We start from the raw sequence: 23,645 nt of genomic DNA, 5'->3' as shown, positions 1-23,645 counted from the left end.
GTGCTATAATCTTTTATCTGTGAAATCTGTGAAATCTATGAAATCTGTGAAATCTGTGAGAGGTACAAAAACGGAGCTTGACAAAAATCAGTTCATCCATCTATAGTTTACTTTTGCAGAATATAAACTCTAACTGCTAAAAGGATGTAAATATTGATGTTACAGGTAAATTATAAAATTGTGCAGGAAACGGATACAAAAGCTATCTTAGAGCTATATCAACAAGCCGGATGGTGGCAATCAGAAAGCAGTGATAACGACTTAGACATTATTGCTAAAATTGTTGCCAATTCCTTTTGTTTTGTTATTGCTATCTTAGATGGTAAAATTGTCGGTATGGGTAGAGCTATCAGTGATGGAATAAGTGATGCTTATATTCAGGATGTAACCGTGCAAAAGGAATATCGGGGTAAGGGTATCGGCAAAGGAATTATGCGCACATTGATAAAGTTTCTAAAAGAAAATAATCTGAGATGGATAGGACTTATCAGCGAACCTGGTTATGAGAGTTTTTATCAGGGTTTGGGCTTTAAAGTTATGACTTCCTACACTCCATTTTTGTTAAGTGAATAATAGATGAAGGATTTGCAATTAATCACGGAAGAGCATATTCCTCTGCTCCAGGAATTTTTAACCCGTTATCCGAGAAGAAATTGTGACTTCAATTTAACCAATCTCCTTGCCTGGGGAAAGATTTATCGGAATCATTATCTTTTGTGGCAGGATAACCTGGTAATTTTCAATCCCAAATATCAGAATGTCTGTTTTCCTTTAGGCGAAAATTTCACTCCAAAGGACTTGGCTGATTTAGTAATTCTTTTCAAGCAGGAATATCCCGAAGCGGAATTAATCATTATTCCGGAAGAGTATTATGCCAAAAATCCTGAACTGGATAATTATTTTACGGTGCGGGAAGATAGAGCTTGGGCAGATTATGTTTATCAAATAGATAAATTAGTTCAGCTTTCCGGTAAAAAGTTGGCAAAAAAGAAGAACCTTATTTCCCAATTTATTCGTGCCTATCCCGATTATCAAGTTTTGCCTGTAACCAGCGATAAATTTGAGGTCCTGTTGCGTTTTACCTATAAATGGAAAAGGGAACGCAGTGCAGAAGGTATTTATTTAATGACGGAAATTAAGGCAATTGAAAACACTCTGGCAATGTGGGACCTTTTACCCGCGGAAGGAATAATTATTTGCCTGCACGATAAAATTGCTGCCTTTTCTATTTTTTCACCTCAGACACAGGATATGGTTACGGAACATTTTGAAAAATTTGACCCGGAGAAAAAAGGCGCTGCTCAATTAGTTAATTGGGAAACAGCAAAATATCTCCAAAAAAGGTATAAATATTTAAACCGGGAACAAGACCTTGGTCTGGAAGGTTTAAGACAGGCAAAACTCTCCTATCAACCGGAGTTTTTAGTCAAATTCCTGGTTACCAATCTTAAGTGAACAGTGAAAAGGTAAATGGTGAACAGTGAAAAGCGAAAAGTTGGAAAGATAGAAAGGTGAAACATACATTATATCTGTTCCCTAAAAGCAATCATTGCTCATAATTTTCCCTTAATATGATTTTCCCTTTGAAAAGCTATATCTTAACAATCCCGTTAGAGTTGGCAGGAATTATTTCTTAAGCTTAGAATTTATGAATAGGGATATAATATTATCCATAGTTGATGCCGACAGCAACTATCCTATAAACAAATTGCTGTAATTCCTCAGTGCCTAAAGATGTTGCGGGTATTATAGAAGTTTTTTCAACAGTGACAACTCCCGATATTTTTTCTTTGATCAGCCATAGATAAAAGGAGTTATCTTGTAACTAACTTTTAGTTACGGGATATCCCCTTTTTAAAGCTCATCATTTTCATTTGTGCACAAGGTTCAAAACCTGTTGTTATTTTCTTGCCCTTCCGACGAAATTTTTTCCCTATTATTTACGGTTTATGAATATAAAAATTATATAAACACTATCAAATTATAATTATTTTCGGTGCTCTCAGTGTTTTCAGTGGCTTCTGGATAGATAAAATCCTGGCGTTCTATGCAAGCTAACCCCTACTTATTTTGTTAATTAGGGAATAAAAATTGCTTTATTTATATTTGTGCTAAATTTTTAGTGTTTGCTCAAGGAGGTAAGAAAAATGAAACGCAGCGTCTTGGTCTTAATATTATTTATTACCATTATTCCCGCTTGGTCAAATCCCATCGTGCCAAATTTGATCAGCAGATTTTGGTTTGAGCAGGAAAATGTATTGGAGATTGAGCTTTCTGCATTTGTGGGTACATTTCAGACAGCAGAAATAATTTATCTGGATGCCGAGGACTCACTTACCATTCAGGTTAATCCCAATGCCGTAACTGTTCAGCAAATTAATGTGCCACAGAGTGTTAACATACCTGCAAGTGGTTTTTTTACTATCCGAATTCCTCAGCTATATGAAGAGACAGTTCATTGGGGAACGGGTTTGGAGAACGATTTAAGTCCCCTAAATGGAACTCAATGTGCGGTACAAATACTTTATTCCAATCTTATTGGTGACAATGTTTATGGTTGGGCAAAAGATGTTTCGCCGGCTGTTTGCGGACCGAATTATTGTTCTGCCAGGTTCACCTATAGGATTGAATGCACCGATTTAAGCGGTTTACCTGTTGCTGGAGTTTCAGTTTATAATAGTCAATCCGCCGGAGGTATTTTTATAAATCCAGCGATTACTAATAGTGCAGGAATTGCTACCGGGGAGCTTTATCCAATGAAAACGCAGATTTGGGTAAATAATCCTATTACCAATGAAATAGCTTTTAATACTCAGTTTTTTGCTGAACCGGGAGCTCTTATTCCCTTTTCTGTGCAATTGCCTGTTAGTGTGGAAGAAAATATCGTTTCTATTCCTGCAGGAAAACTCCATCTATATCCTTCCGTATTAAATCCTCATTGGAACGAAAGTATCCGAATTTCTTATGATACCAAGCTTACAGGCAAGGCAGAACTTGTTTTATACGATTTGAAAGGACGCCATCTTGCGGAAAAAGTTTATGACCAAAATGAAATTGAATGGCAGCTGCCAAAGCTTTCCAGTGGTATTTATTTTGTGCGTCTTACAAATCAAGGTAAGGCATTGGGGACAGCTAAACTTATTATACTTAAGTGAAATACGCTTTTCTCCTGCTGTTATTAGCTGAAATTATGATGCTTTCCGCTCTCACTTTTGAAGCGGAAGAGCTTAATTTCTATCTGGAAAATGATTTATGGGAAATGGATGGTCTATTTCATTTTGCCAATTACGATTCGCTTTCCACGCACAAACTGATCTTTTTTCCTGTTCCCAGTGATAGTTTATGCTTGCCTCCTAAAATTAAAGCATTATCTGTTCAAGATGACAAGGAAGGAGTAGTAACTATGCTAAATCAAGCAAAGAACGGTTTCACTTTTCTCCTTTCTCTGCCTGCTCTTTCTTTTTGTTCTTTGCACCTTGATTACACTCAAACCCTTAAAAGCAATTATGCTAAATATATTATCACCACAACAAATTCCTGGGGCAGACCCTTACCTTACGCCAAATATACTTTGCATCCGGGCATAAATGTGCAAATAAGCTCTCTTCCTTTCCCTCTGCAGAAACAAGAGGGCAGGAATTATATCTGGGAATTTTTTGATTTTGCTCCCGAAAAGGAATTTGAGGTTACATTCCAAACTATTCCTCCGGAAGATCAGAACTAACTATATAGAAACCTATAAAGATAACTTTTCGCACTTAGCCAACACTCATATCCTTCCGATATGATTCCCATATCGTTCCCATATCGCGATATGGGAAAGATATGGGATCTTATTGATCTATATAACTTTAAAGAAAAGGAAAAAAGAGCGGAAAAAAGTAGAAAATTATACTTAATACACTCCCGTTTACCCGAAAAGGAGCAAACAAACAGAATGAAATGTTCCCTTCTATTGGTTATAACTTACTATAAATAAAATTCTTAGCTGATAGGGAAGGGAAAACCGAGAAAATACTATTTGACATATAGCTCATAAACAGGACTTTGAGAAAAAAAATAAATGGAAAAAAGAGGAAAAATGAGAATTTTAGTTTTGAATTGCGGCAGCTCTTCCATAAAGTATCAACTTATTGATATGGAAACAGAGAGCTTAATGGCGGAAGGTATCGTAGAAAAAATAGGGGAAGATATTGCTCTATTCACCTATAAAAGTGAGAAATACACCAAAAAGAAACGGGAAATGGTGGTGGATAATCACGAACAGGGCTTGCAACTAATTCTTGAAGCTCTGATTGATCCTGCCAATGGCGTTTTAAACGGTTTGGACGAAATTGATGCTGTAGGCCATCGTTTGGTGCATGCCGGAGAACATTATTCGGATGCAGTAAAAGTTACCGAGCATGTTATTCAAGTGATGCAGGAATGTGTTTCCCTTGCTCCTTTACACAATCCTGCCAATTTGAAAGGGATTGAAGCCGTGAAAGTAAATATGCCAAATTGTCCTCAATGCGGTGTTTTTGATACTGCTTTTCATCAAACAATGCCTGCTATGGCATATTTGTATCCTTTGCCTTTGGAGCTTTATACAAATTATAAAATCCGACGCTACGGTTTTCATGGCACAAGCCACAAATATGTAAGTTTGAAAGCGGCAGAATTTTTACAGCGTCCTCTGGAATCCTTAAAAATTATTACCTGTCATTTGGGAAATGGAGCTTCAATGACTGCCATCAAAAACGGCAAATCCATTGATACTTCTATGGGTTTTACCCCGCTGGAAGGTTTAATGATGGGCACTCGCTGCGGAGATATTGACCCTGCTATTCCGATTCATTTACAACAACAACTGGGATTAAGTGTGGACGAAGTAAACAATATTTTGAACAAAAAAAGCGGAATGTTGGGTTTAAGTCATATTTCCAATGATATGCGGGAAATTGAAAATGAGGTTTTAGTAAAAAACAATCCCAAAGCAATTATGGCATTGGATGTCTATTGTTACCGCATTAAGAAATACATTGGCAGTTATTTTGCCGTCTTAAACGGATTGGATGTTTTGGTTTTTACCGGTGGAGTTGGTGAAAATATGCCTATTTTGCGTGAACAGGTTTGCCGTGATCTGGAAGCTATAGGCATAAAATTAAATTTGGAAGAAAATTCCCAACGGACTGATGGAATTCAAGTTTTAAGCGCAAATGATTCTTCGGTTACGGTTCTGAAAATACCCACTAACGAAGAATTGATGATTGCGCGGGAGACAAAACGCTTACTTTCTTGAAAAATAATGAATTGTTAAAAGGGCTTTTCCTTTCGGAAAGAGCTCTCTTGAACTTTAAGCAGGAAGGATAAATATGCGCATTGATGTGCTTTTGCATAAACTCTGTCTGACAAAAACCCGTTCCATAGCTAAAAATGCCTGCGATAAAAATCTGGTGCTTATTAACGGAAAACCGGCTAAGGCCTCTGCAGATGTAAAGGCAGGAGATATTATAATTTTCCGCTTGTATAATGCGGAACACGAAATTAGGATAACCCAAATCCCGGAAGGAAATGTAGCTAAAAAGGACGCTACCCGCTATTACGAATTATTGCGTAAAGAAGACCTTTCCTGAAAATATACTTTTAAAGGATATCGGAGTGCCGAATTCCTTGTGTCAAAATGGAATTTGCCGTTCACTGTTAAAAAAAACAAGGAACCAAAACTTGAAAAGGCATTTTTTGCTGTTTATTCTTTTATGCCTAACGGGGTTTCTTTATCCCAGCTATCCTTTACAGCTTAAAACCAATAACTTGGCGATTTATGCTCAAAATCCTGTTTCCCAACCTTTGGCAGAAATGCTGAAAGCAATGGATGAGAATATTGATTCTTTTCAGATGGAACTGGGCGTTTATGTGGATGCTCTTGCTCCGGTTTATCTGATTGAAAATAATAGAAGTTATCAAACATTGGCTTTGGGTAAGGCAAAAATTGTGGAATTCAGCGATGCTTTCTATAGCGGAACCGAAAAAAGAATTTATGTAAAACCCCTGGCTTCCATTCAGGAAAATCACCGCAAAATTCTAATGCATGAATATATTCACTGGTATCTGGAACAGGTCTTTACGCAAACACCTTTGTGGTTTCACGAAGGAATGGCAACTCATTATTCCCGGCAAATGGGTTTTGAACAATATTTATACTTCCTACAGCAGAGCTTTTTAGGGGAAAAAAGCGACCTCTTTCGGCTTAGTTACAGCTACCCAGAAAAAAAAGAGGATTGGTCCCTATTCTATCTTTCTTCCACAATGGCAATCAGCTATCTGAAAAATAAGAAAAATGAACAGTGGAATTCCTTTTGGGAAATGGTAGCTCAGCACCATAGAAAAAATCTGCAGGCACCTTTTACCGACTGCTTTAACCGCGCTTTTCATACTACTTTTTATGACTTTCACAAGGAGTATGCAAAATATATTAAACATCTGCGCTACCAGTATCTGTTTTGGAGTATAAATGCCCTCCTGGCTTTATTAATACCTGTTATTTTAATTATTGCCTGGCGAATTAGAAAAAAACGACTTGCCTCTCTTCCCGATTTACCTTTGCCCGAAGATGAGGAAACAGAAATGTAAACATAGCTCACCTTTTTGTGTAGCCAGAGCTCACTGTAGCTACGCTTTAATTTTAATTTTTTTTAATAATAGAGTAACTACAAGGTTTATTGGAAATGGGAAAAAACATAAGAACAGGGTTTTCCAAAAAAGCGGAGGAACAGCGTCCTCCAGCTACACTTTTTAGGAGTTTATGATATGGAGAAAATGCAAAATCATCCCTATAAACCTTTTATTCCAAAAGATGCTAAAGTTCTGCTTTTAGGTAGTGCACCTCCCTATCGTTTTTGTACCGGTAATGCTAATGACCTGAAAAATAAGGATATGGACTACTATTACGGTAGTAACAGTAACCTCCTTTGGGAAATATTGTTTAACGCTTTTGAACCGGATAAAATAGATAAGATCTCTTCCTTGAGGTCATTGGAAGAAGACAGAAAAATTAAAACAGCTTGTCAGGTTGATTTTCTACAGAGCTTTTTAGCCCGAAATCAACTCGGAATGGCAGATATCCTATTAAAGTTTAGCAGAAAAGGAACCAGCGCAGAGGACTATAAATTAACGGTTCTGGAATATCAGGATATCTTAGGAATTCTTTATAATAATTCTTCTCTTACAAAAATCTTATGCACCAGCAAAAATAGAGTTCACTATTGGCTTATGGATTATCTGAAACAGCAGAAACATTATAATCTTATTGAAATAAGAGATAATGGTAATTCCCTTGTCCTGAAAAATAATCCCCAACGGGAAATAAAAATAGGGATTTTACCTTCTCCTTCAGCTAGAAGTGTTATGCGTTATGCCAATAAAACTGAATTTCTGCAACAGGTATCACAGATATACAAGCAAGCCATTACTAATGACGAATGAAAAATGAAGAATGTGAGGGTTTAGTTGTCCTGAAAAAAAAAGGACTAAAATTATGGAGAAAATCAGCATTCAGCAACCCTGTTTCTTTCTGTATTGCTGAGTTTTATCTTGATTCCTGCTTTCGCAGGAAGGAAAAAAACATAGCTATAACACAAATGCTTAATTGGTCACTATGCCTATCGTGGGTCTCACCTGTTAACCTGTTAACCCGTTCACCCTTTACTTTTTAACTGTTCACAAACATATTTTTCTACACTATCAGCAATAATCTTACATTTCTCCAGCAGTTCTTTTGCTTCGGCAAGGGTTTTTTGTTTAAACTCCTCATCCGTAATTCCGGGGATATTAATTAAAATATTATAGTAGGCAGATTGAGATGCACAGAAAGCTGTTAAAGCAGCAACTCCTGCATCGGAAAGAGCATTAGTATTGCCTATTTTTGCTATTTTGGAGGCAAGCTCTAAAGCGGAAAATGCCAACCGCATTGTTTCCAGAGGCGCATTAATTGCCTGTTGAGTACAATTTTCAATCTGCGCTTTCCGATATGCAATTTCCTCTTCTGTCTTTTTTGGTAAACGCATTGCGTCCATCAAAGCAAAAAAGGCATCGGTATCTTTATCAATAACTTCCAGTGACTTTTGTTTGATTTCCTGTCCTCTTGGAGCTAATTTCATTGCTTCTTCAGTTACCTTTTCATAGCCCTTTTTACCGATTGTGAGGTTAGCTACCATTGCAGAAAGAGCTCCACTTATAGCAGAACAAAGAGCAGAAACACTTCCTCCTCCAGGAGCAGGTGCATCTGTAGAAAGCAGATCACAAAAGGCATCTACTTTCAGGTTTACCAGCAGGTCTTTTCCGGCAATGGCATATTCAATAACCTTTTTATTTAGATCAAAGGGAGCCAGTTCTGCCAGTCCCATTGATTGAATAGCTGTTTGCATAATCATTTTTTCCGGAATGCCGGTGCTTTCCTGTAAGCGTTGTAAGTAAAACTTCCCAGCTTCCACTAAAGCGGATTTGGGAATTAAACCTACAAGTTCGCTTCCGGTAACCTGCATACCCATTTCAGATGCCAGTTCCCGCACTTTTTCCAAAACCAGATGAGGAGGGGTAATTTTATAATTTGTCAGGTTTATGCTTATTTGAGCGCGGTCATAACTTTCAATAAACCAACCCACCGCTTTACAATGAGAAAATAAACCTGGAATATAAATTGGGTTACCGTTTTCATCTTTCAGCAATTTACCGTTTTCATCTCTGGCGGGTCTTCCGCTTTCACGAATTATTTGAGCTATTTCACTTGCCTTCTTTTTATCACGGGTATTGAGGTTTATATTGTAGGCAATGAGAAATTCTCTGGCTCCAATGGCAGTAGCTCCACTTTTGGCATTAAAGGTATGAGGACCGAAATCAGGTTTCCAATAAGGGTCTTTTGCCTTTTCGGGTAATGCTTCATATTCACCGTTACGGATATTAGACAGGTTTCTCCATTCCTCTTTGGTGGCTGCATATTCATATAGGTAAACAGGTATGCCAAGTTCTTCGCCAACTCTTTTTCCTAATTGTTTGGCATATTCAACGCATTCATCCATAGTCATTTCAGAAATTGGAATAAAGGGACAAACATCCGTAGCTCCCATTCTGGGATGAGCTCCTTTATGTTTACTCATATCAATTAGTTCCGCTGCTTTTTTAATTGCCTGAAAAGCTGCTTCTACAACTGCTTCAGGTTCTCCAGCCATTGTAAAAACGGTTCTATTAGTATCAGCTCCAGGATCAATATCCAGTAAAGCAACCCCTTTCACATTTTTAATGGCAGTTGCAATGGCATCCAGAATTGTCTTGTCTCTTCCTTCACTGAAATTAGGAACACATTCCATCAGTTTCATATTAAACCTCTATCTTACTCGTTTTATGTATTTTAACCTTAATAATCTGCTTTGCAGTTGCCTGCAAAATTTGTATTTTATACGGTGGAATATTAATAACCTGACCCTGATGAGGAATTCTTTCCAGGCGGTCTAAAATCAAACCTGCTATTGTTTCATAGTCACCTTCAGGCAATTCAATGCCATAATCATCCGCTAATCTATCAATTTCCGTATCAGCAGCTACCAGCCAAGTATTGGGACCAACTTGCTGGACAGAATGTTCATCTTCATCTATATCGTACTCATCTTCTATATCACCTACAATTTCTTCTAAAATATCTTCCATCGTTACAATTCCTGCCGTTCCCCCGAAGGAATCAACTACAATAGCCATACTGCGTTGCTTGGTTTGCATTTCTTTTAAAAGAACATCCAAATCCATATTTTCAGGAACAAAAAGCGGTTCGTGAATAATATCTCCAGCAATCATATCCGGAGTGCAATCCTTTTTCAAGATATCAAAGATAATTAAAATCCCTATTATATCATCAATGTTATTCCGATAAACAGGATAGCGGGTAAAACCTTCTTTCCTTACAATATTGATAGCTTCCGAAAGAGGAGTTTTTTCTTGAATGGCAACAATTTCCGTGCGCGGAACCATAACATTTCCTGCATCCAGTTCAGTAAAATCCAAAGCGTCTTCAATCATTTCCATTTGGTTATCTTCCGTTTCAGCATTAGCTGCCTGAGAAAGCAAAAAGGAAAGGTCATCCTTAGTTAAATAGTCATATTGATAACCCTCTTCCAGTTTCAACAATTTACGCAGAAAGTTATTCAACCAGGTAACAACCATTACAAATGGCTTAAGCAAATAATAGAAGAATTGCAAAAAGGGAAATAATAGGGGAACAAGGGTTTCGGCATTATCCCGAAAAATTGCTTTAGGAGCAATTTCACCAAAAATCAACACAACTATGCCCACCACCAGAGAAGTGTAACGCGCATCAAAAACGGGAGCAAAAAGACGATTAACTAAATAGGTGGAAAGCGATGCCATAATCACATTGGAAATGTTATTGCCGATTAGCGTTGTCCCTAAAAATCTATCCGGTTGACGGACAAACTGCAGAATGGCTGCTTTACTTTTACTTTTTTTCGCTTCCTGCTCTAATTTTATCTGGTCTATAGAAAGCATTCCTGTTTCCAAACCGGCAAATAAAAAGCTGAGCAATAAAAAGAAAAGTAACACCAACAGGATCAGAACAATCTGAACCACAGACATTTATGTGTTCACCTTTTCGTTTCTCCAGGCAAGTCGTAATGCTTGAATAAACTCCTCTATGTTTCCTGCCAAAAAGGAATCCAGATTATAACTTGTCAAGTTTATTCTATGATCTGTAACTCTTGATTGGGGAAAATTGTAAGTTCTGATTTTGGCACTGCGATCACCTGTAGAGACCTGTGCCTTTCTTGCTTTGGCAATTTCCTGTTCCTGGCGGCTGATTTCCTCATCCAATAAGCGACTGCGTAAAACCTTCAGTGCTTTGGCTTTGTTTTTAATTTGGGATTTTTCATCCTGGCAGGTAACAACAATTCCTGTAGGTAAATGGGTAATTCTAACTGCGGAATCGGTTGTATTTACACTTTGACCGCCATGTCCCGTACTTCTGTAAACATCTATGCGTAAATCACTTTCCTGAATGTCTATATCTATATCTTCCGCTTCAGGCAAAACAGCAACAGTAACGGCAGAAGTATGAATTCTGCCTGAGGATTCGGTTACAGGAATTCTTTGCACTCTATGGACACCGCTTTCAAAGCGCATATAAGAATATACATCTTTACCGCTTAGCTGAAAAATGATTTCTTTATAGCCACCGAGTTCCGTTTGGTTCATAGAAATTACTTCCAATTTCCAACCCTTCATCTCTGCATAGTAACTATACATTCTGAATAAATCGGCAGCAAAAAGAGCTGCTTCTTCGCCACCTGTTCCGGCACGAATTTCTACTATGGCATTTTTAGCATCATTAGGGTCAGCAGGAATAAGCAAATCCTTTAGTTTCAGTTCTGTCTGTTCCAGCTGTTGTTGCAAAGAACGCTCTTCATCTTTTATCAAATCAAGCATTTCTGGATCATTTTCCGTTTTTTCCAGGGCATTAACTTCTTCAATATGCTTTTTTAGGGTTTGATAATGTTTCCAGGCAGCATTAATTTCTCTTAATTCCTTAAAGCGCCGCAGGCAGTCGCGATATTTTTGGGCATCGTTAATAACAGCAGGATCGCTTATTTGTTCCTGCATTTCCTTTAGTTCATTTTCCAGGATTTGTAATTTTTCTTGGGGAAGCAAGGGATTTATTCCTCTATAATTTTTACCTTATGTTCACTTAAATCCATATCCAAAGCAGCTTTCATAGCTACCAAACCAATTTCTATCATATCATTATCGGGTGGCTGAGTAGTTATATGTTGTAAAGCCATTCCGGGAACAGTTAAAAGTTTTACAATAGGGTGGTTTAAATTCTTACCGGAATATTTCAGCACTTCATAAGATACACCTGAAACAAGAGGCAAAAGCAAAATATGATATGCCAAGCGCAAATAAACCGGAACAGGAGTATGTAAAATGTACGCTGAAACCAATGTATCCACAAGAGAAAAAATAAGAATACTGATCAAGAGCACAAAAAAGATGAAACTTGTGCCACAGCGAGGATGAATTGTTGACCAGTCCTGTATTTTTTCAATTATCAAGGGACAATTATGTTCATAAGCATTCACATTTTTATGTTCAGCACCATGATAACGGAAAAGCCGCTTGATATCTTTCATTAGAGAAATCAGATATACATAGAGCACAAAAAAGACAATTCTAATAGCTCCGGCAAAAAGATTAAATAGAATATCTTTGCGAGAAAGATGCATCCAATCCGCAAGTTTATAAGGCAGCCAGCCAAAAAGCAGAAAAGCTAAACCGAAGGCAATTATATAACTAACTATGTTTGCTGTATTTTCTGCCGTTTTACTTCTTTCTTTTGTTTTTTTGCCTTCGCTTTCCTCTTCTGCTAGTAAATCAAGTTCAAAACGATTGGCAGAAAAGGTGAGGGTCTTTATGCCAATTATCATCATCTCAATCAGCGAAACAAAACCACGAATTATAGGCAGACCCAGAAATTTCTTCTTCTGTGTGATGCTGATAAAAGGGGTTTTTAATAATTCAATACTGCCATCTTTTCTGCGAATAGCTGTTGCTAATTTATCCGGACCGCGCATCATCACGCCTTCAATTACAGCTTGACCGCCAACATTGATTTCTTTCTTTTCCTGCATTTTTCTCCCTAAGATAGAAAAAACGCCATTTTCCCGTATTCAGGAAACGGACAAAATGGCGTATATCGGGTGTAAAACCCTAATTCTCTTGTTTAAGGTTATATTTTTTGTTGAATTTCTCTACTCTTCCGGCAGTATCAACTATCTTCTGTTTTCCTGTGTAAAAGGGATGGCATACATTGCAAATTTCTACCTGCAATTTATCTTTTGTGCTCCGGGTTTGAAATGTATTTCCACAAGCACAGGTAACTGTTACCAGTTCATATTTGGGATGAATTCCTTTCTTCATTTATCTAATTCTCCTTGTTTATAAATCAATACAAGTAAACCAAAAAATTAGCTCACTGAATTATGTCAATACAAAAAAGTAAAAAAGTGAAAAAGTGGAAAGGTGAAACCCGGTTCCTACTTTGAGTCAAAATCGGCTGGAAACAATTGATAACTATAGACCAGTTCAAAGATATCTTGTTTAATAAAAAGAGAGCGGCAGTATAAATAAAACCGATTTTAACTCAAAGAACAGTTGTTTGGACTGAAAATTGCTTTATAACTGTGTAGCCGGAGGACACCGTTCCTCCGCAAGAAAAAAAGGAATTACAGCAAGCTCTGGCTACACAAAGGAAGTTACAATGAAGATAGCGATGAAGATAATAATATGCATTATGCTATTTTTGCCGGCATTGATAAGTGCAACCTTGCCTACTTGTTATTATACTTATGCCAAAATTTATGCTTTATTGCAAAGCCATCAGCAATCACATCCCGATATTGCTAAACTATATATCATTGGTTATTCGCAGCAAGATCATATTCCTATTTATGCTATTCGTATTTCCGATAATGTGGAAATTGATGAATACGAACCGGCTTTGCTATTTGTCGGACAAGTTCATGCGGAAGAGGTTTTGGGAGTTCAAACAACTATGGCTAATATTGCCGAAATATTAACTTATCGCTATCAGCAACCTTATGCTCAATGGATTTCGCAGCTTGACTTATGGTTTATTCCCACTCTCAATCCTGAAGGGCACAATGTAGTTACGGAAAATCTGGATGTTTCCTACCGTAAGAATAAACGGGATAACAATAACAACGGCATTTTTGATTTTGACCCGATAACCGGAGGTGATATAGACGGAGTGGATATAAATCGCAATTTTGCCTTCAATTGGGTGCATGGGGATACACTGTATTGTCCGGTTGGAGATGAGACCTATGATTATTATCGTGGTCCTGCCCCAATGAGTGAAAGTGAAATTATTGGCTTTCAACAGCTTTGTGAGCAAAGAAAATTCATTTATGCCGTTTGTTGGCATTCTTCCCGGACAGGCAATTTATCGGAAAAGGTCTATTATCCTTTTAACTGGAAATATGTTCGTCCCAGTCCCGACCTTAATTTTGCTGCTTCTATTGCTACCGGTTTTGCTTCTCAAATTATCAAACAAAGTGGCACTGGAACCTATGAGGCATATCCCAATTTGAGTCGTCAGGGTGCATTTCACGATTGGCTTTATCAGCAATATGGCACAATCGCTCTTTTAGTTGAATGTGGAACCAGCGATATTCAACCGGATTCAACTGTTATGGTAGGAACAATTCAGCGTTGCAGTAATGGAGTTCGCTGGTTGATAAACAGAGCTTTAATGTTTAGTTCGGCAGTTCCTTCTTCTTCAATGCTTACCGGAACCGTTACTGCAGCAGGAATACCAACAGAAGCGGAAATTATTATCCAGCAACATAATGCGCCTTGGTTTCGTCCCAGAACTTCTTTTCCCCAAAATGGAAAATTTTACCGTCCTTTAGCCAGTGGTTCTTACACCGTTATAGCTCGCAAAAAAGGGTATTACGACAAGATTATCAATAATCAAATAGTAAATAACGGCTCGTGGACAAATATCCAGATAAATTTGGAACCAAAACCTCCAGCTACTTTAAGAATAGGTGTTCGTTGCGGTTCTGAACCCGTTTCAGCGAGAGTTATTATCGGTGATATTTTCCCTGACACACTTTTTGTGAATGGTTTTGCTAACTTGAATACTTATGCTGGGGACTATCCAATGCAAATTTATGCTTTAGGTTACACTCCCTATATCGGAACTGTAAATCTTACAGAAGGTCATAATCATTTGGAGTTTAACCTCAGTCCTGCCACAATCGTTTTCAGTGAGGATTGGGAAAACGGAAGTTTTGATTGGGAAATAGAAGGACCCTGGAAAGTGCAAAATCAGATTGCCGCTTCAGGATATGCAATTACCGACAGCATTGGTGGTTATGGTTTTTATGCTATTAATTGCAATGTCTGGATTAAAACCATCAACCCGGTTCTGATTCCCGCTACGAATCAAACCTGGCTTATTTTCGATTCCCACCTTTATACAGAATGGAATTATGACCCCTGCAGAGTGGAAATTTCCCCGGATGGAAACAACTGGCAGGAAATTTGGCTCAAATCTGGACAGTGGGATAGCTTTAGAAAGGAATTTGTTTCCTTAAGTGATTTTGCCGGACAATCAATTTATCTTCGTTTCCGCTTAACCGATTCTTCCAATGATATTGACTTAACCGATCCGGGTTGGACACTGGATAATATTATGATTGTATGCGGAACTGCCACAGAAAATTCCGACCTCAATAATGATCTGACGCCGCTTACTTTGCTGTATAAAAATTACCCCAATCCTTTTAATCCGGAAACAACTCTCAGTTTCACTCTGGCAAAAAACAGCAGAGCAACCTTAAAAATCTACAATCCAAAAGGACAGCTGGTAAAAACCATAGTGGATACCGATTTGGCAAAAGGAGATTACCGCTATGTCTGGAACGGAAAAGATAATGGTGGACATCCTGTAGCCAGCGGAGTTTATCTCTATTCTTTAGTTGCAGATGGCAAAACCCAAACTCATAAAATGCTCCTTTTAAAGTAATCCTTTCCCATTTATCCCCTTACACCTCTGTTATTAGCATTTAACCACAGCTGGAGAAAAAATTTCTTCCCTGTTTCTTTTTCTCTTCTTTTTTCCTTATGGCACAAATAATTACTACACTTTCTTCTGTATCCTACTATACCCTTACCAAGTAATTTCCCATCATCAACTCATCCTTTAGGTTGGGTGGATGATGGGTTGCAAGCAAGGAACTGCTTTCCAAATAAAGGAAAAATATTCTACTTTGTAATTAACAGAACTTTTGTAATCGCCGTATAGGATTTTCCTTTGTAACTAAAAACAATCTCGCCACTGTCAGATACTTTTTCCTTACTGAAAAAAGAGTCAATTTTGCTGAATATCAAGTCAAAATCTCTTTTCAGTTCCCAGCTTTTATTTGTATTATCTTTATCTAAGAGGATAAAAAATAATCTATTATCTGCGCCAAACCTTTCAGCACCTTGGTTTTCATACATCCAAACCGCCAAATTCAAAGGATTCTTTACCGCCTCGTCAATGTTATAATTACGAGGCACATAACTTATTTTTAAATCAAAGGGTTGGCCATCAAAGAAGATATCAATTCCTTTTATGTTTTTAATAGTAGGAATAACTTTAGGATGCATACCAATATGCTCTTCTATATAAACTGTAGTCCAATAATTATACCAACTGCATATAACATAATTAGTTACATCTTTAAATAAAGTGGCTTCCACATGACTGACTAAATCATCATAGTGACAATATATTCTTACAAAATCTTTTTGTATTTTTTGATCCAACTCTCCCTGTTTGGTGCCCCAGGAAAAAGATTTTACTTTAGAAAGTTCATTTTTTAAATCATCATCAGATATAAGTTCTTTGCGTTCTTGTATGCTTTGCAGGAAAATGGATTTAATGTAAGCATCAACAATATTTTCAGGGGATTGTGGTTTCATTTCCAAAATCCTTTTAATGATTTCCGCTGCTGAACCTTTCGGGGAAATACCAAGATTCTTGGCTAATACTCTTAACTCCTTACTTTTAATACTATTAAGCTTCAAATTTAATATCTCTTTTTTACTATATAAAGGCATATACTTCTCCTATCTATTTTTTCTTAAAAAGCATAATATATTCATGCTTAAAAACATAGAAACCGCCGACCAGTGCTCTATAACGCCAAAGCTCCTGTTGATTTCTTTTAGCTCTGGTTTCCTCAAAATTTTTCACAATGATACTTTTTAACAGATAACCACTATTTAAGACCTCCTGCATACAATAAAAACCTAAAGGAATCCATTCACCTTTGGAATATTTATCTCCAATAACCAAAACTAAATAGCGCCCTTTTTCCAGATAAGATGTTACATTATTTACAACTGCCTTAAACATTTCTAAAAATTCCTCTGTGGTTTCCGTATTAGAAAGATCATTTTTATCGTCTTTAGAAAACCGGATAATATCATGATAGGGTGGATGCATAATAAGCAGTTGAAATTTATTGATATTGTATTTTTGTAAAGTTGGTTTCAGGTCTATAGTTCTGCTATCCCCAATAATAACATTGCTTATCACATCATATTTATTAGCTTCCATTTGGATTAGTTTTTCGGCTTTATTTGCTACTTCAGCATTTAATTCTATTCCTATTCCATTCCTTCCCAATCTCTTACTTTCAATTAATGTTGTTCCGCTTCCCAAGAAAGTATCTAACACCCAGTCGTCTTTCTTTGTATATCTTAACATCATCTGATGTGGAATTTGAGGAATAAAATTACCCCAATACCATCCTAAATGTGCACCAGAGGTGTTTCTTTTATCAAATAACCATAAACTGTCGGTTAAAATATCGTCATACTCTTTCCATCTGTGAAGATTAATATCATTTATCTTACTTGTTTTTTCTTCTTTTATCCCATTTTTTAGACGTTTAAGGTAATACTGTGCTCTTTCCAGGGTTTGGGATTCTAAGATTTGATTTAATTCTGAAAACAAAATATCCCTGCGTAGGGAAATTGTCTCTCCGTTGGAATCTATATTTAGTAATCCTTCTCTATCATTATTATAATTATTGATAATAGCTTTTAACGCGAGAATTCTGTTTTTCATCAAGTTCACATTATCTATTTTTTCAATCTCTTCCAAAACCTCTATCAACTTTTCCTGATTTAATATTACTACACTATTAAATTTCGGCATTTCTTCCCTAATAGGTATTGTCAATTGACTTGAATCATTGAATTTCATCTCTATCAATCCTGTCTTATCTTATTTAATTCCTTTTATTGAATATACTATTTAACAGTCAAGTTCTTTTTTGTGATTTTACTAATGAAGAACTGATAGCCGGGGTTAGTATTATTTTTTTAAACAGAAGACAATGAGAACACAGAGAACACCGAATAAAATGAAGTATTATTATCACTTGGAAACAGGTTTTAACTTGATCTATTTGTTGATTAAGTAATAATATAAATCTCTGTTGGAAATACATAAATATTTTTTTATCTCTTGTGGATTCCTACTTTCTCAGGAATGACAAACAATTTTCCCTTCAAATTGTGAATCTCTCTTTCTCTCTTTGTTAAAATAATCCTTCTTTTTCTCTTTCTCTCTTTGTAAAAAAACTCTCTCTCGGTATCCCCTATTAAAAGCTTGACAAAAAACTATCCTTCAAAATTATAATAACAAGCCATAATAGGGTTAAAAAATGATAGATAAGATCAAACACAGCCGAAAGATTGTTTTTGCCTTTATTAGCATACCAGTTTTATTATTGTTGCTGGCAATGGTTTTTATTGCTATCAGGCAAAACCTTCTGGAAAAGAAATATGTATATTACAGCACTTTGGCAAATGCAATGGGAATTTCTACTCAAACTCCAGTATTATACAAGGGCTTTGAGGTAGGAAGAGTGCGTGATTTTTCGCTTATGGAAGATGGCAATATCGGGCTGGAGTTTTATATTCTTAATCGCTATAAAAATATAATGGTTACCGGTTCCATTTTAGCACGAAATACAAATCCGATAACCGGAAAGACCACTTTGGAATTTATTCAAAATCCCAATTCCAGGGAGCACTTACAGGATAAAAGTACTATACTTTCTTCCGATTTTCCGGAGGGTAAAAAACAGTTAAAATTGATAGCTCCTCAAACCAGTGATCCGATTTCCCTTATTTTGGCTAATTTGGCTCAGCTTTCTTCATCTCTCAATGAGGATTACAATGCCGATAAAGGTTCCATTCCCCGTTTTCTGGTAAATTTGGCAGATGCTTCGGAAAAAGCAAATGCCAGTATGAATAAAGTTGAAGAAATAACTACAGAGCTTTCAATTTTAACCGCCAACCTAAATCAGGATAACAATCCCGAAAGTGGTGTTTTGCTTAGAACTTTGAATAATCTGGCAGAACTCTCTCAAGGATTGAATAACCGCATGAATGAACTGGAATTTATTTTAGCGAGTGCTCAAACTGCTATTGATAATTATAAAAAACCCGATTCTCTGTTGATAAAATTGCTTGATCCCATGCAGGATAAAATTTTACAGCCCCTTTCGGAAACCTTGAATAATCTGGAATCCGCTACTGCTGAACTGGCAAAAATTCTGGCTACAGTAAATAATCCTGAATTGCGTTTACTTTTAAGCAATTTGAATGACAGTTTGGCTAAAGCCCGTAAGACCTTGGAAGGACTTAATAACAATCCTCTTTTGCGGAAAGGGATTAGTCCTTCTGCTGAACAAAATATGCCTTCACCAAAATATATACATCAGGTTCCCAATGTGCCGTAAATGGTTATTCCTAATTTTACTAATTCTAACTGCCTGTTCTACTGTAAAAATTCCCGTTGAACCACAGGCAAAAATAGATGCTAATAATCATTTGCGTTTTGCTTTGCAAATGGAAAACAACAGGGATTTTTCCTCTGCCCGGGAAAGTTATATTTTCTTAACGGAAAACTATCGTTCTTTTGCCGATATCAAAGGTATGCTTGCCTGCTTAAGCGGTTTGGCAAGAATAGAATTGGAAAATAATAATGAAAAAGCTTATCTGCAATACAAAAACCAAATGGCTGAAATAATTCAAAATACAGCTCCTGAACTGGCTTATTATCTTCTGCTTCTGGAACTTTATAACTACCAGCGGGAAAATAACTACTCTGCCATATCGCAAAAAGCTATAAGCAAAATAGATTATCCTGCTGAAGTTAATCTAAAACTTGCTATAGACAAACTGCAGGCAGATAGTTATCTGGCAATTGCTGAAGAAAAACAGGTTAAGGAACTAATAAATTTAGCAAAAAAAATGGAAAAACAGCAGAAAAAAGCAAAATATAATGACCCCGAACTGCTTTCTTCTGCCTGGTATGCTCTTGCCTATTATTATTATAGAACTGCTGATTATGAAACAGCCAATTTCTATGCTGATAAAGCTCAGGATTGGGATTATCGCTTTGGCAATTTTCGGGGTATGGCTCATTGTTTGTGGCTGAAAGCTCAAATTGCTGCTGCGGAAAATAACATCCCTGCAGCAAAAAGATATTGGAAAAAGGCAGAAGGAATTTTCAGCTCTCTGCAGGATAATGTCGCTCGGGAAGAACTAAACACCACTATGCAAAAAATGCTGAAAGAATAGAATAAATGAACCGAATAATAATATACAGGAAACCAAAAACTGCTTCCAACAAAGATGGAAGTCGGCTTTGGTTCAAATAGAAATAAATTATGAAATTACTTAAATCCGTTTCCCTACCCACTTCTTCAACAGCCCTGAAAACAGTGAATGTGCTGTTTGAAGATAAAATTATCAAGCTCTCCACTGATGAGATTGAAGTGGAAGAAGATGTCCAAATAATTGATGCCAAGGGTTTACTAATGCTCCCTGGTGGAATTGATCCCCATACCCATATTTTAGCCAAAAATACTGATTCGGCAACTGACTTGGCTAAAATAACTAAAATTGCTTTAGAAGGCGGTTGGACTACCCTCGCTGAACTTAGCTATCATACTCAAAGCCCTGTTTTTAACAATTCTGCTCTCAAAAAGAAGATTGCTTTGGTAAATGCCAATTCTTTTACTTCTCTGGCTCTTTGGGGTCATATTGATATTGGTGATTATCCTTATCACGCAGAATCCGCTCAGGAAATTTGGAACAAAGGAGTTGTAGGCATTGCTTTAGCTGTTCCTTCTCCCAATCCTGCCATTCCCGATATAACTTTCACGGAAATAATGGATTTGTTTTTTGATATCTATGAAAGTGATACCTCCTTTGCCTTTCAGGGTTATGACTACAAAAATTATCAGGAATTCAGTCCCACTGCTCAATTGGAAGCAATCAAAAAAATCTTACGCAGAATGCAGGAAAATCCTATTCATATTCCCAGAATATCTTCCTATCCCACAATTGAATTTATTAATAGCGTTTCCAAAAGAAGCGATATTTCTTTTGCCACTTGTATTTCTGATCTGATGGCTCTTTATAATCCTGATGTCTTCAGCACTCCCTTCCGGTGTGACTATGCTGATTTTGCCGATTTACTTTTTGACCTTCTGCGCTCCAATAAAATTTACCTGCTTTCCAATTGCGTTGCTCCTCCAGTAAAAAATCCCAATTACTGCGAACTCTTCCAGGGTTGCAATCCGGAACTAATGAATTATTCATACCTTTGGGTGCTTTCCGAAATCTGGAAAAAAAGAAAAGTTCCGCTTGCCACCTGTCTTAAAATGACCAGCGAAAATGCCGCTAAACGTTTAGGTATCTATCCGGAAAAGGGCTCCTTAGACCCTGGCTCGGATGCCGATTTTGTCCTCTACGACCCTGAAGCTACAACCATAGTAAAAGGTAATAAAGGTAATGATATTGAACTCTCCGGTTCCTTTAAAGCAATTTACTTAAAAGGAAATCAAGTTGCCGGAAAGGATTTTGCAACAATTCAGCAGGGTTCTTTTTTAGCCCGCAGCACTAATCCCAAACGCAGGCATAATAATTCTTCCTGGATTTAGCTTGGATTTTGCTTTGAGTTAAAACCACCTTTCTCAAGGAAAGCAACAATCCTTAACCCAATCCTCTATTTTTCACTTCTTTCTCTATCTTTTTGCGGGTTTGAGGGTGGTTTTGACTCAAAGCAGAAAAAACTCTTTTTTCAAGGCAACCATCAAACTTTTTATAGTTCCTATCTTTTACTAAATGCCTATATTTAACAGTTTGTTACGGTTATTATGCATCTAACTGAAAATATAAATATAGCTAAAAAATGATAATATTGTAATTTTCTTCTTGACAAGATATCCAATTAGGAATATATTAAATATATAAAAACCAGGAGGTTTAAAATGAAAAAAGGATTACTTATCCTTCTCGCCCTTATTATCGCTTCAAGTGTTTTTGCTTTCACAAAAGGAACGATTAATCCGGGAGGAACAGTTTCTTTCGCTTCTCACAAACCCAATTCTGATGAAAAAGCCATTACTATGTTTGGCATTACACCTCAGGTGGGTTATTTTGTAATTGATAACCTTTCTGCCGATGTGCTTATTAACTATACTTATGAAGGCCAAAGCAAAGGCGATTCTAATGAAGAAAATAGCTTATCTGCTTTGGGTATCGGAATCGGTGGAAGATATTTCTATCCTATAGCACCAGGAAAAATTTACGGCGGATTGGATTTTCTCTATAACACAAACAGCTGGAAAGTAAGTGATTATGATGGTGGATGGAATGCAATGTATCTTGGCTTGAAAGCCGGATATGTTCTGCCTATTGTTGAAAATGTATATGTGGATTTCGGACTCAGATATCAAATGGGTTTAGGAGATTATGGCGGAGATGATTATGAAAATGTACCTGATAAATACAAAGAAAATGAAGAAAGCACATTTGGCTTTAACATTGGATTGCAGATATTCTTCTCCAAATAATTAACCTTAAAAATCCAAAATCAATGTTATCCCCGGTTTTCCGGGGATTTTTTATCTCATTTCTTGAATGATAAGTCCTTTGTCATTCCTGCGAAAGCAGGAATCCACAGAAGATAAAAAATAGTTATGCATTTTCAATCTGAAAGTTATATTCTTTGAAGCAACGCCGTATTTCCTTACTCTATACTGTAAAATTGCCTTTCTGTTCCCTGATGCATTATTCAGCAATTACTCTAATTATGTTCTTTATAAGCCACCCAAAATTGAAAATCCTTAGGCAGACGGGAAAAACCTGCCTTTTCATATATCTTAATGGCGGAAGGAAGATCTGATTGCAGGTAGAGATAGTTCTGTGAGATATTCCGATGGTAATTTATTAAATGATGCATCATTCCTCCTGCAAAACCCTTTCCTCTGAATTTTTCTCTGGTGAAAACATCATCAACTCTGCTGTAACCGGCAAAGATACTAACTGAAGCCATTGTTGCCAGTTCACCCTGATAATATCCTCCCAAAAAATGATAGGAAGGGTGAGTTAGATGACGCTCCACTACCTTAATTGTCCAGTCACCTCCATATTCTATGGCAATTGTTTCCATAATATCAATGTCCAGTTGATGAATGCGTTCAATTTTCAGTTCTTCGGATTCCCTTAAACTGCTTTCGTGATCGTGCAGGAAAAAATCGCTTTGCTTGATTTTCAGAGTAAAATTATGATCTTCCAGCAGGGGTGTTAAAATCTCCAGTTCTTTATTAGTTAATGCAGGATAGATACAGGGATGAATACCTTTGCTTTTATAGAAAAACTCTATATCCCTCAAAGAACTCTCAACCCCTATCAAATCTAAAATCACGGCGTGATTGCTTTCCTGAGATGCTTTGTTTCCTTCATTGTAGAAAAGAAGTCCGTAATTTTTGGTTAACATATTGGAAAAACGCTGAGGATAATGAATTTCCGTATCTTTCAACCGGTTCATATTAAAGGGTATTGGCATAGTTTACTCCTTTCGCATAAGTAAAAGTTCGTTTAATAATAAATTAGACCGTTTTGGGAAAAGAGCAAATAAATAGTTCCTCGCTTAAAGAAAATGAAGTGGCAAATTCCCCTTTGCCACTTGCCTAATCGGAATTTAATATTCTATTTTCAGG

At 36.8% G+C, this 23,645-nt stretch carries 21 protein-coding genes; 13 read left to right on the top strand and 8 right to left on the bottom strand.

The genetic code is table 11. The features are described 5' to 3' along the window. Positions 1-156: 156 nt before the first annotated feature. From CLOAM_RS00890 to CLOAM_RS00855, 8 genes are all read left to right on the top strand, one after another. Positions 157-573 (top strand): GNAT family N-acetyltransferase, encoded by a 417-nt coding sequence (locus tag CLOAM_RS00890; RefSeq protein ID WP_044278763.1) that lies wholly within the window; start codon positions 157-159, stop codon positions 571-573. Positions 574-576: 3 nt separating this feature from the next. Beyond that, complete coding sequence (locus CLOAM_RS00885) at positions 577-1,455, top strand: DUF2156 domain-containing protein (RefSeq protein ID WP_015423957.1); 879 nt, start codon at positions 577-579, stop codon at positions 1,453-1,455. Between the two features lie 692 nt (positions 1,456-2,147). Beyond that, entirely contained in the window at positions 2,148-3,155 is a 1,008-nt protein-coding gene (locus CLOAM_RS00880; protein ID WP_044278762.1) for a T9SS type A sorting domain-containing protein, read from the top strand. Continuing rightward, positions 3,152-3,724 carry a hypothetical protein gene (locus CLOAM_RS00875; protein WP_015423954.1) on the top strand — a complete coding sequence of 191 codons (573 nt, stop codon included), beginning with the start codon at positions 3,152-3,154 and terminating at the stop codon, positions 3,722-3,724. The genes CLOAM_RS00880 and CLOAM_RS00875 overlap by 4 nt, the downstream gene beginning before the upstream one ends. 357 nt (positions 3,725-4,081) lie before the next feature. Further along, complete coding sequence (locus tag CLOAM_RS00870) at positions 4,082-5,281, top strand: acetate/propionate family kinase (protein WP_044278761.1); 1,200 nt, start codon at positions 4,082-4,084, stop codon at positions 5,279-5,281. A 73-nt stretch (positions 5,282-5,354) separates the two neighbouring features. Continuing rightward, positions 5,355-5,615 carry an RNA-binding S4 domain-containing protein gene (locus CLOAM_RS00865; protein ID WP_015423951.1) on the top strand — a complete coding sequence of 87 codons (261 nt, stop codon included), beginning with the start codon at positions 5,355-5,357 and terminating at the stop codon, positions 5,613-5,615. 25 nt (positions 5,616-5,640) lie between these two features. Further along, the gene (locus CLOAM_RS00860; RefSeq protein WP_044278760.1) at positions 5,641-6,612 is read left to right on the top strand and encodes a hypothetical protein; all 972 of its coding nucleotides are present in this window, start codon (positions 5,641-5,643) and stop codon (positions 6,610-6,612) included. A gap of 177 nt (positions 6,613-6,789) precedes the next feature. After that, positions 6,790-7,464 (top strand): uracil-DNA glycosylase family protein, encoded by a 675-nt coding sequence (locus CLOAM_RS00855; protein ID WP_015423949.1) that lies wholly within the window; start codon positions 6,790-6,792, stop codon positions 7,462-7,464. Positions 7,465-7,676: 212 nt separating this feature from the next. Here CLOAM_RS00855 and ftcD read toward each other — a convergent pair whose 3' ends face one another. The 5 genes from ftcD to rpmE form a co-directional block, all read right to left on the bottom strand. Continuing rightward, the gene (gene ftcD / locus CLOAM_RS00850; RefSeq protein ID WP_015423948.1) at positions 7,677-9,353 is read right to left on the bottom strand and encodes a glutamate formimidoyltransferase; all 1,677 of its coding nucleotides are present in this window, start codon (positions 9,351-9,353) and stop codon (positions 7,677-7,679) included. A gap of 1 nt (position 9,354) precedes the next feature. Then, complete coding sequence (locus tag CLOAM_RS00845; RefSeq protein WP_015423947.1) at positions 9,355-10,620, bottom strand: hemolysin family protein; 1,266 nt, start codon at positions 10,618-10,620, stop codon at positions 9,355-9,357. Next, the gene (prfA, locus tag CLOAM_RS00840; RefSeq protein WP_015423946.1) at positions 10,621-11,688 is read right to left on the bottom strand and encodes a peptide chain release factor 1; all 1,068 of its coding nucleotides are present in this window, start codon (positions 11,686-11,688) and stop codon (positions 10,621-10,623) included. A gap of 5 nt (positions 11,689-11,693) precedes the next feature. Next, entirely contained in the window at positions 11,694-12,668 is a 975-nt protein-coding gene (locus CLOAM_RS00835; RefSeq protein ID WP_015423945.1) for a DUF1385 domain-containing protein, read from the bottom strand. A gap of 79 nt (positions 12,669-12,747) precedes the next feature. Further along, positions 12,748-12,957: a 50S ribosomal protein L31 gene (gene rpmE / locus CLOAM_RS00830; RefSeq protein WP_015423944.1), complete on the bottom strand. Its 210-nt coding sequence runs from the start codon at positions 12,955-12,957 to the stop codon at positions 12,748-12,750. A 340-nt stretch (positions 12,958-13,297) separates the two neighbouring features. Here rpmE and CLOAM_RS00825 point away from each other — a divergent pair, with 340 nt between their 5' ends. Next, a complete protein-coding gene (locus CLOAM_RS00825) occupies positions 13,298-15,592 on the top strand; it encodes a M14 family zinc carboxypeptidase (RefSeq protein ID WP_044278759.1) in 2,295 nt (764 codons plus the stop codon). Between the two features lie 239 nt (positions 15,593-15,831). On the opposite strand, the gene CLOAM_RS00820 is transcribed toward CLOAM_RS00825, so the two are convergent. Next, complete coding sequence (locus CLOAM_RS00820; RefSeq protein ID WP_015423942.1) at positions 15,832-16,671, bottom strand: hypothetical protein; 840 nt, start codon at positions 16,669-16,671, stop codon at positions 15,832-15,834. A 13-nt stretch (positions 16,672-16,684) separates the two neighbouring features. Next, positions 16,685-17,824 (bottom strand): DNA methyltransferase, encoded by a 1,140-nt coding sequence (locus CLOAM_RS00815; RefSeq protein ID WP_044278758.1) that lies wholly within the window; start codon positions 17,822-17,824, stop codon positions 16,685-16,687. Between the two features lie 463 nt (positions 17,825-18,287). Here CLOAM_RS00815 and CLOAM_RS00810 point away from each other — a divergent pair, with 463 nt between their 5' ends. The 4 genes from CLOAM_RS00810 (at position 18,288) to CLOAM_RS00795 (ending at position 22,496) form a co-directional block, all read left to right on the top strand. Continuing rightward, complete coding sequence (locus CLOAM_RS00810; RefSeq protein WP_015423940.1) at positions 18,288-19,370, top strand: MlaD family protein; 1,083 nt, start codon at positions 18,288-18,290, stop codon at positions 19,368-19,370. Continuing rightward, on the top strand, positions 19,360-20,214 hold the full coding sequence (locus tag CLOAM_RS00805) for a hypothetical protein (RefSeq protein ID WP_015423939.1): 855 nt from the start codon (positions 19,360-19,362) through the stop codon (positions 20,212-20,214). The genes CLOAM_RS00810 and CLOAM_RS00805 overlap by 11 nt, the downstream gene beginning before the upstream one ends. Positions 20,215-20,303: 89 nt before the next feature. Then, entirely contained in the window at positions 20,304-21,581 is a 1,278-nt protein-coding gene (locus CLOAM_RS00800; RefSeq protein WP_015423938.1) for an amidohydrolase family protein, read from the top strand. A 330-nt stretch (positions 21,582-21,911) separates the two neighbouring features. Beyond that, positions 21,912-22,496: a hypothetical protein gene (locus CLOAM_RS00795; protein WP_015423937.1), complete on the top strand. Its 585-nt coding sequence runs from the start codon at positions 21,912-21,914 to the stop codon at positions 22,494-22,496. A gap of 233 nt (positions 22,497-22,729) precedes the next feature. Here CLOAM_RS00795 and CLOAM_RS00790 read toward each other — a convergent pair whose 3' ends face one another. After that, complete coding sequence (locus CLOAM_RS00790) at positions 22,730-23,491, bottom strand: GNAT family N-acetyltransferase (protein WP_015423936.1); 762 nt, start codon at positions 23,489-23,491, stop codon at positions 22,730-22,732. Positions 23,492-23,645: the final 154 nt, after the last annotated feature.

Source organism: Candidatus Cloacimonas acidaminovorans str. Evry (genome assembly GCF_000146065.2).
GTDB lineage: Bacteria > Cloacimonadota > Cloacimonadia > Cloacimonadales > Cloacimonadaceae > Cloacimonas > Cloacimonas acidaminivorans.
Note: the sequence above shows the minus strand (reverse complement) of the source record. Positions and strands in the feature narration are given on the sequence as shown.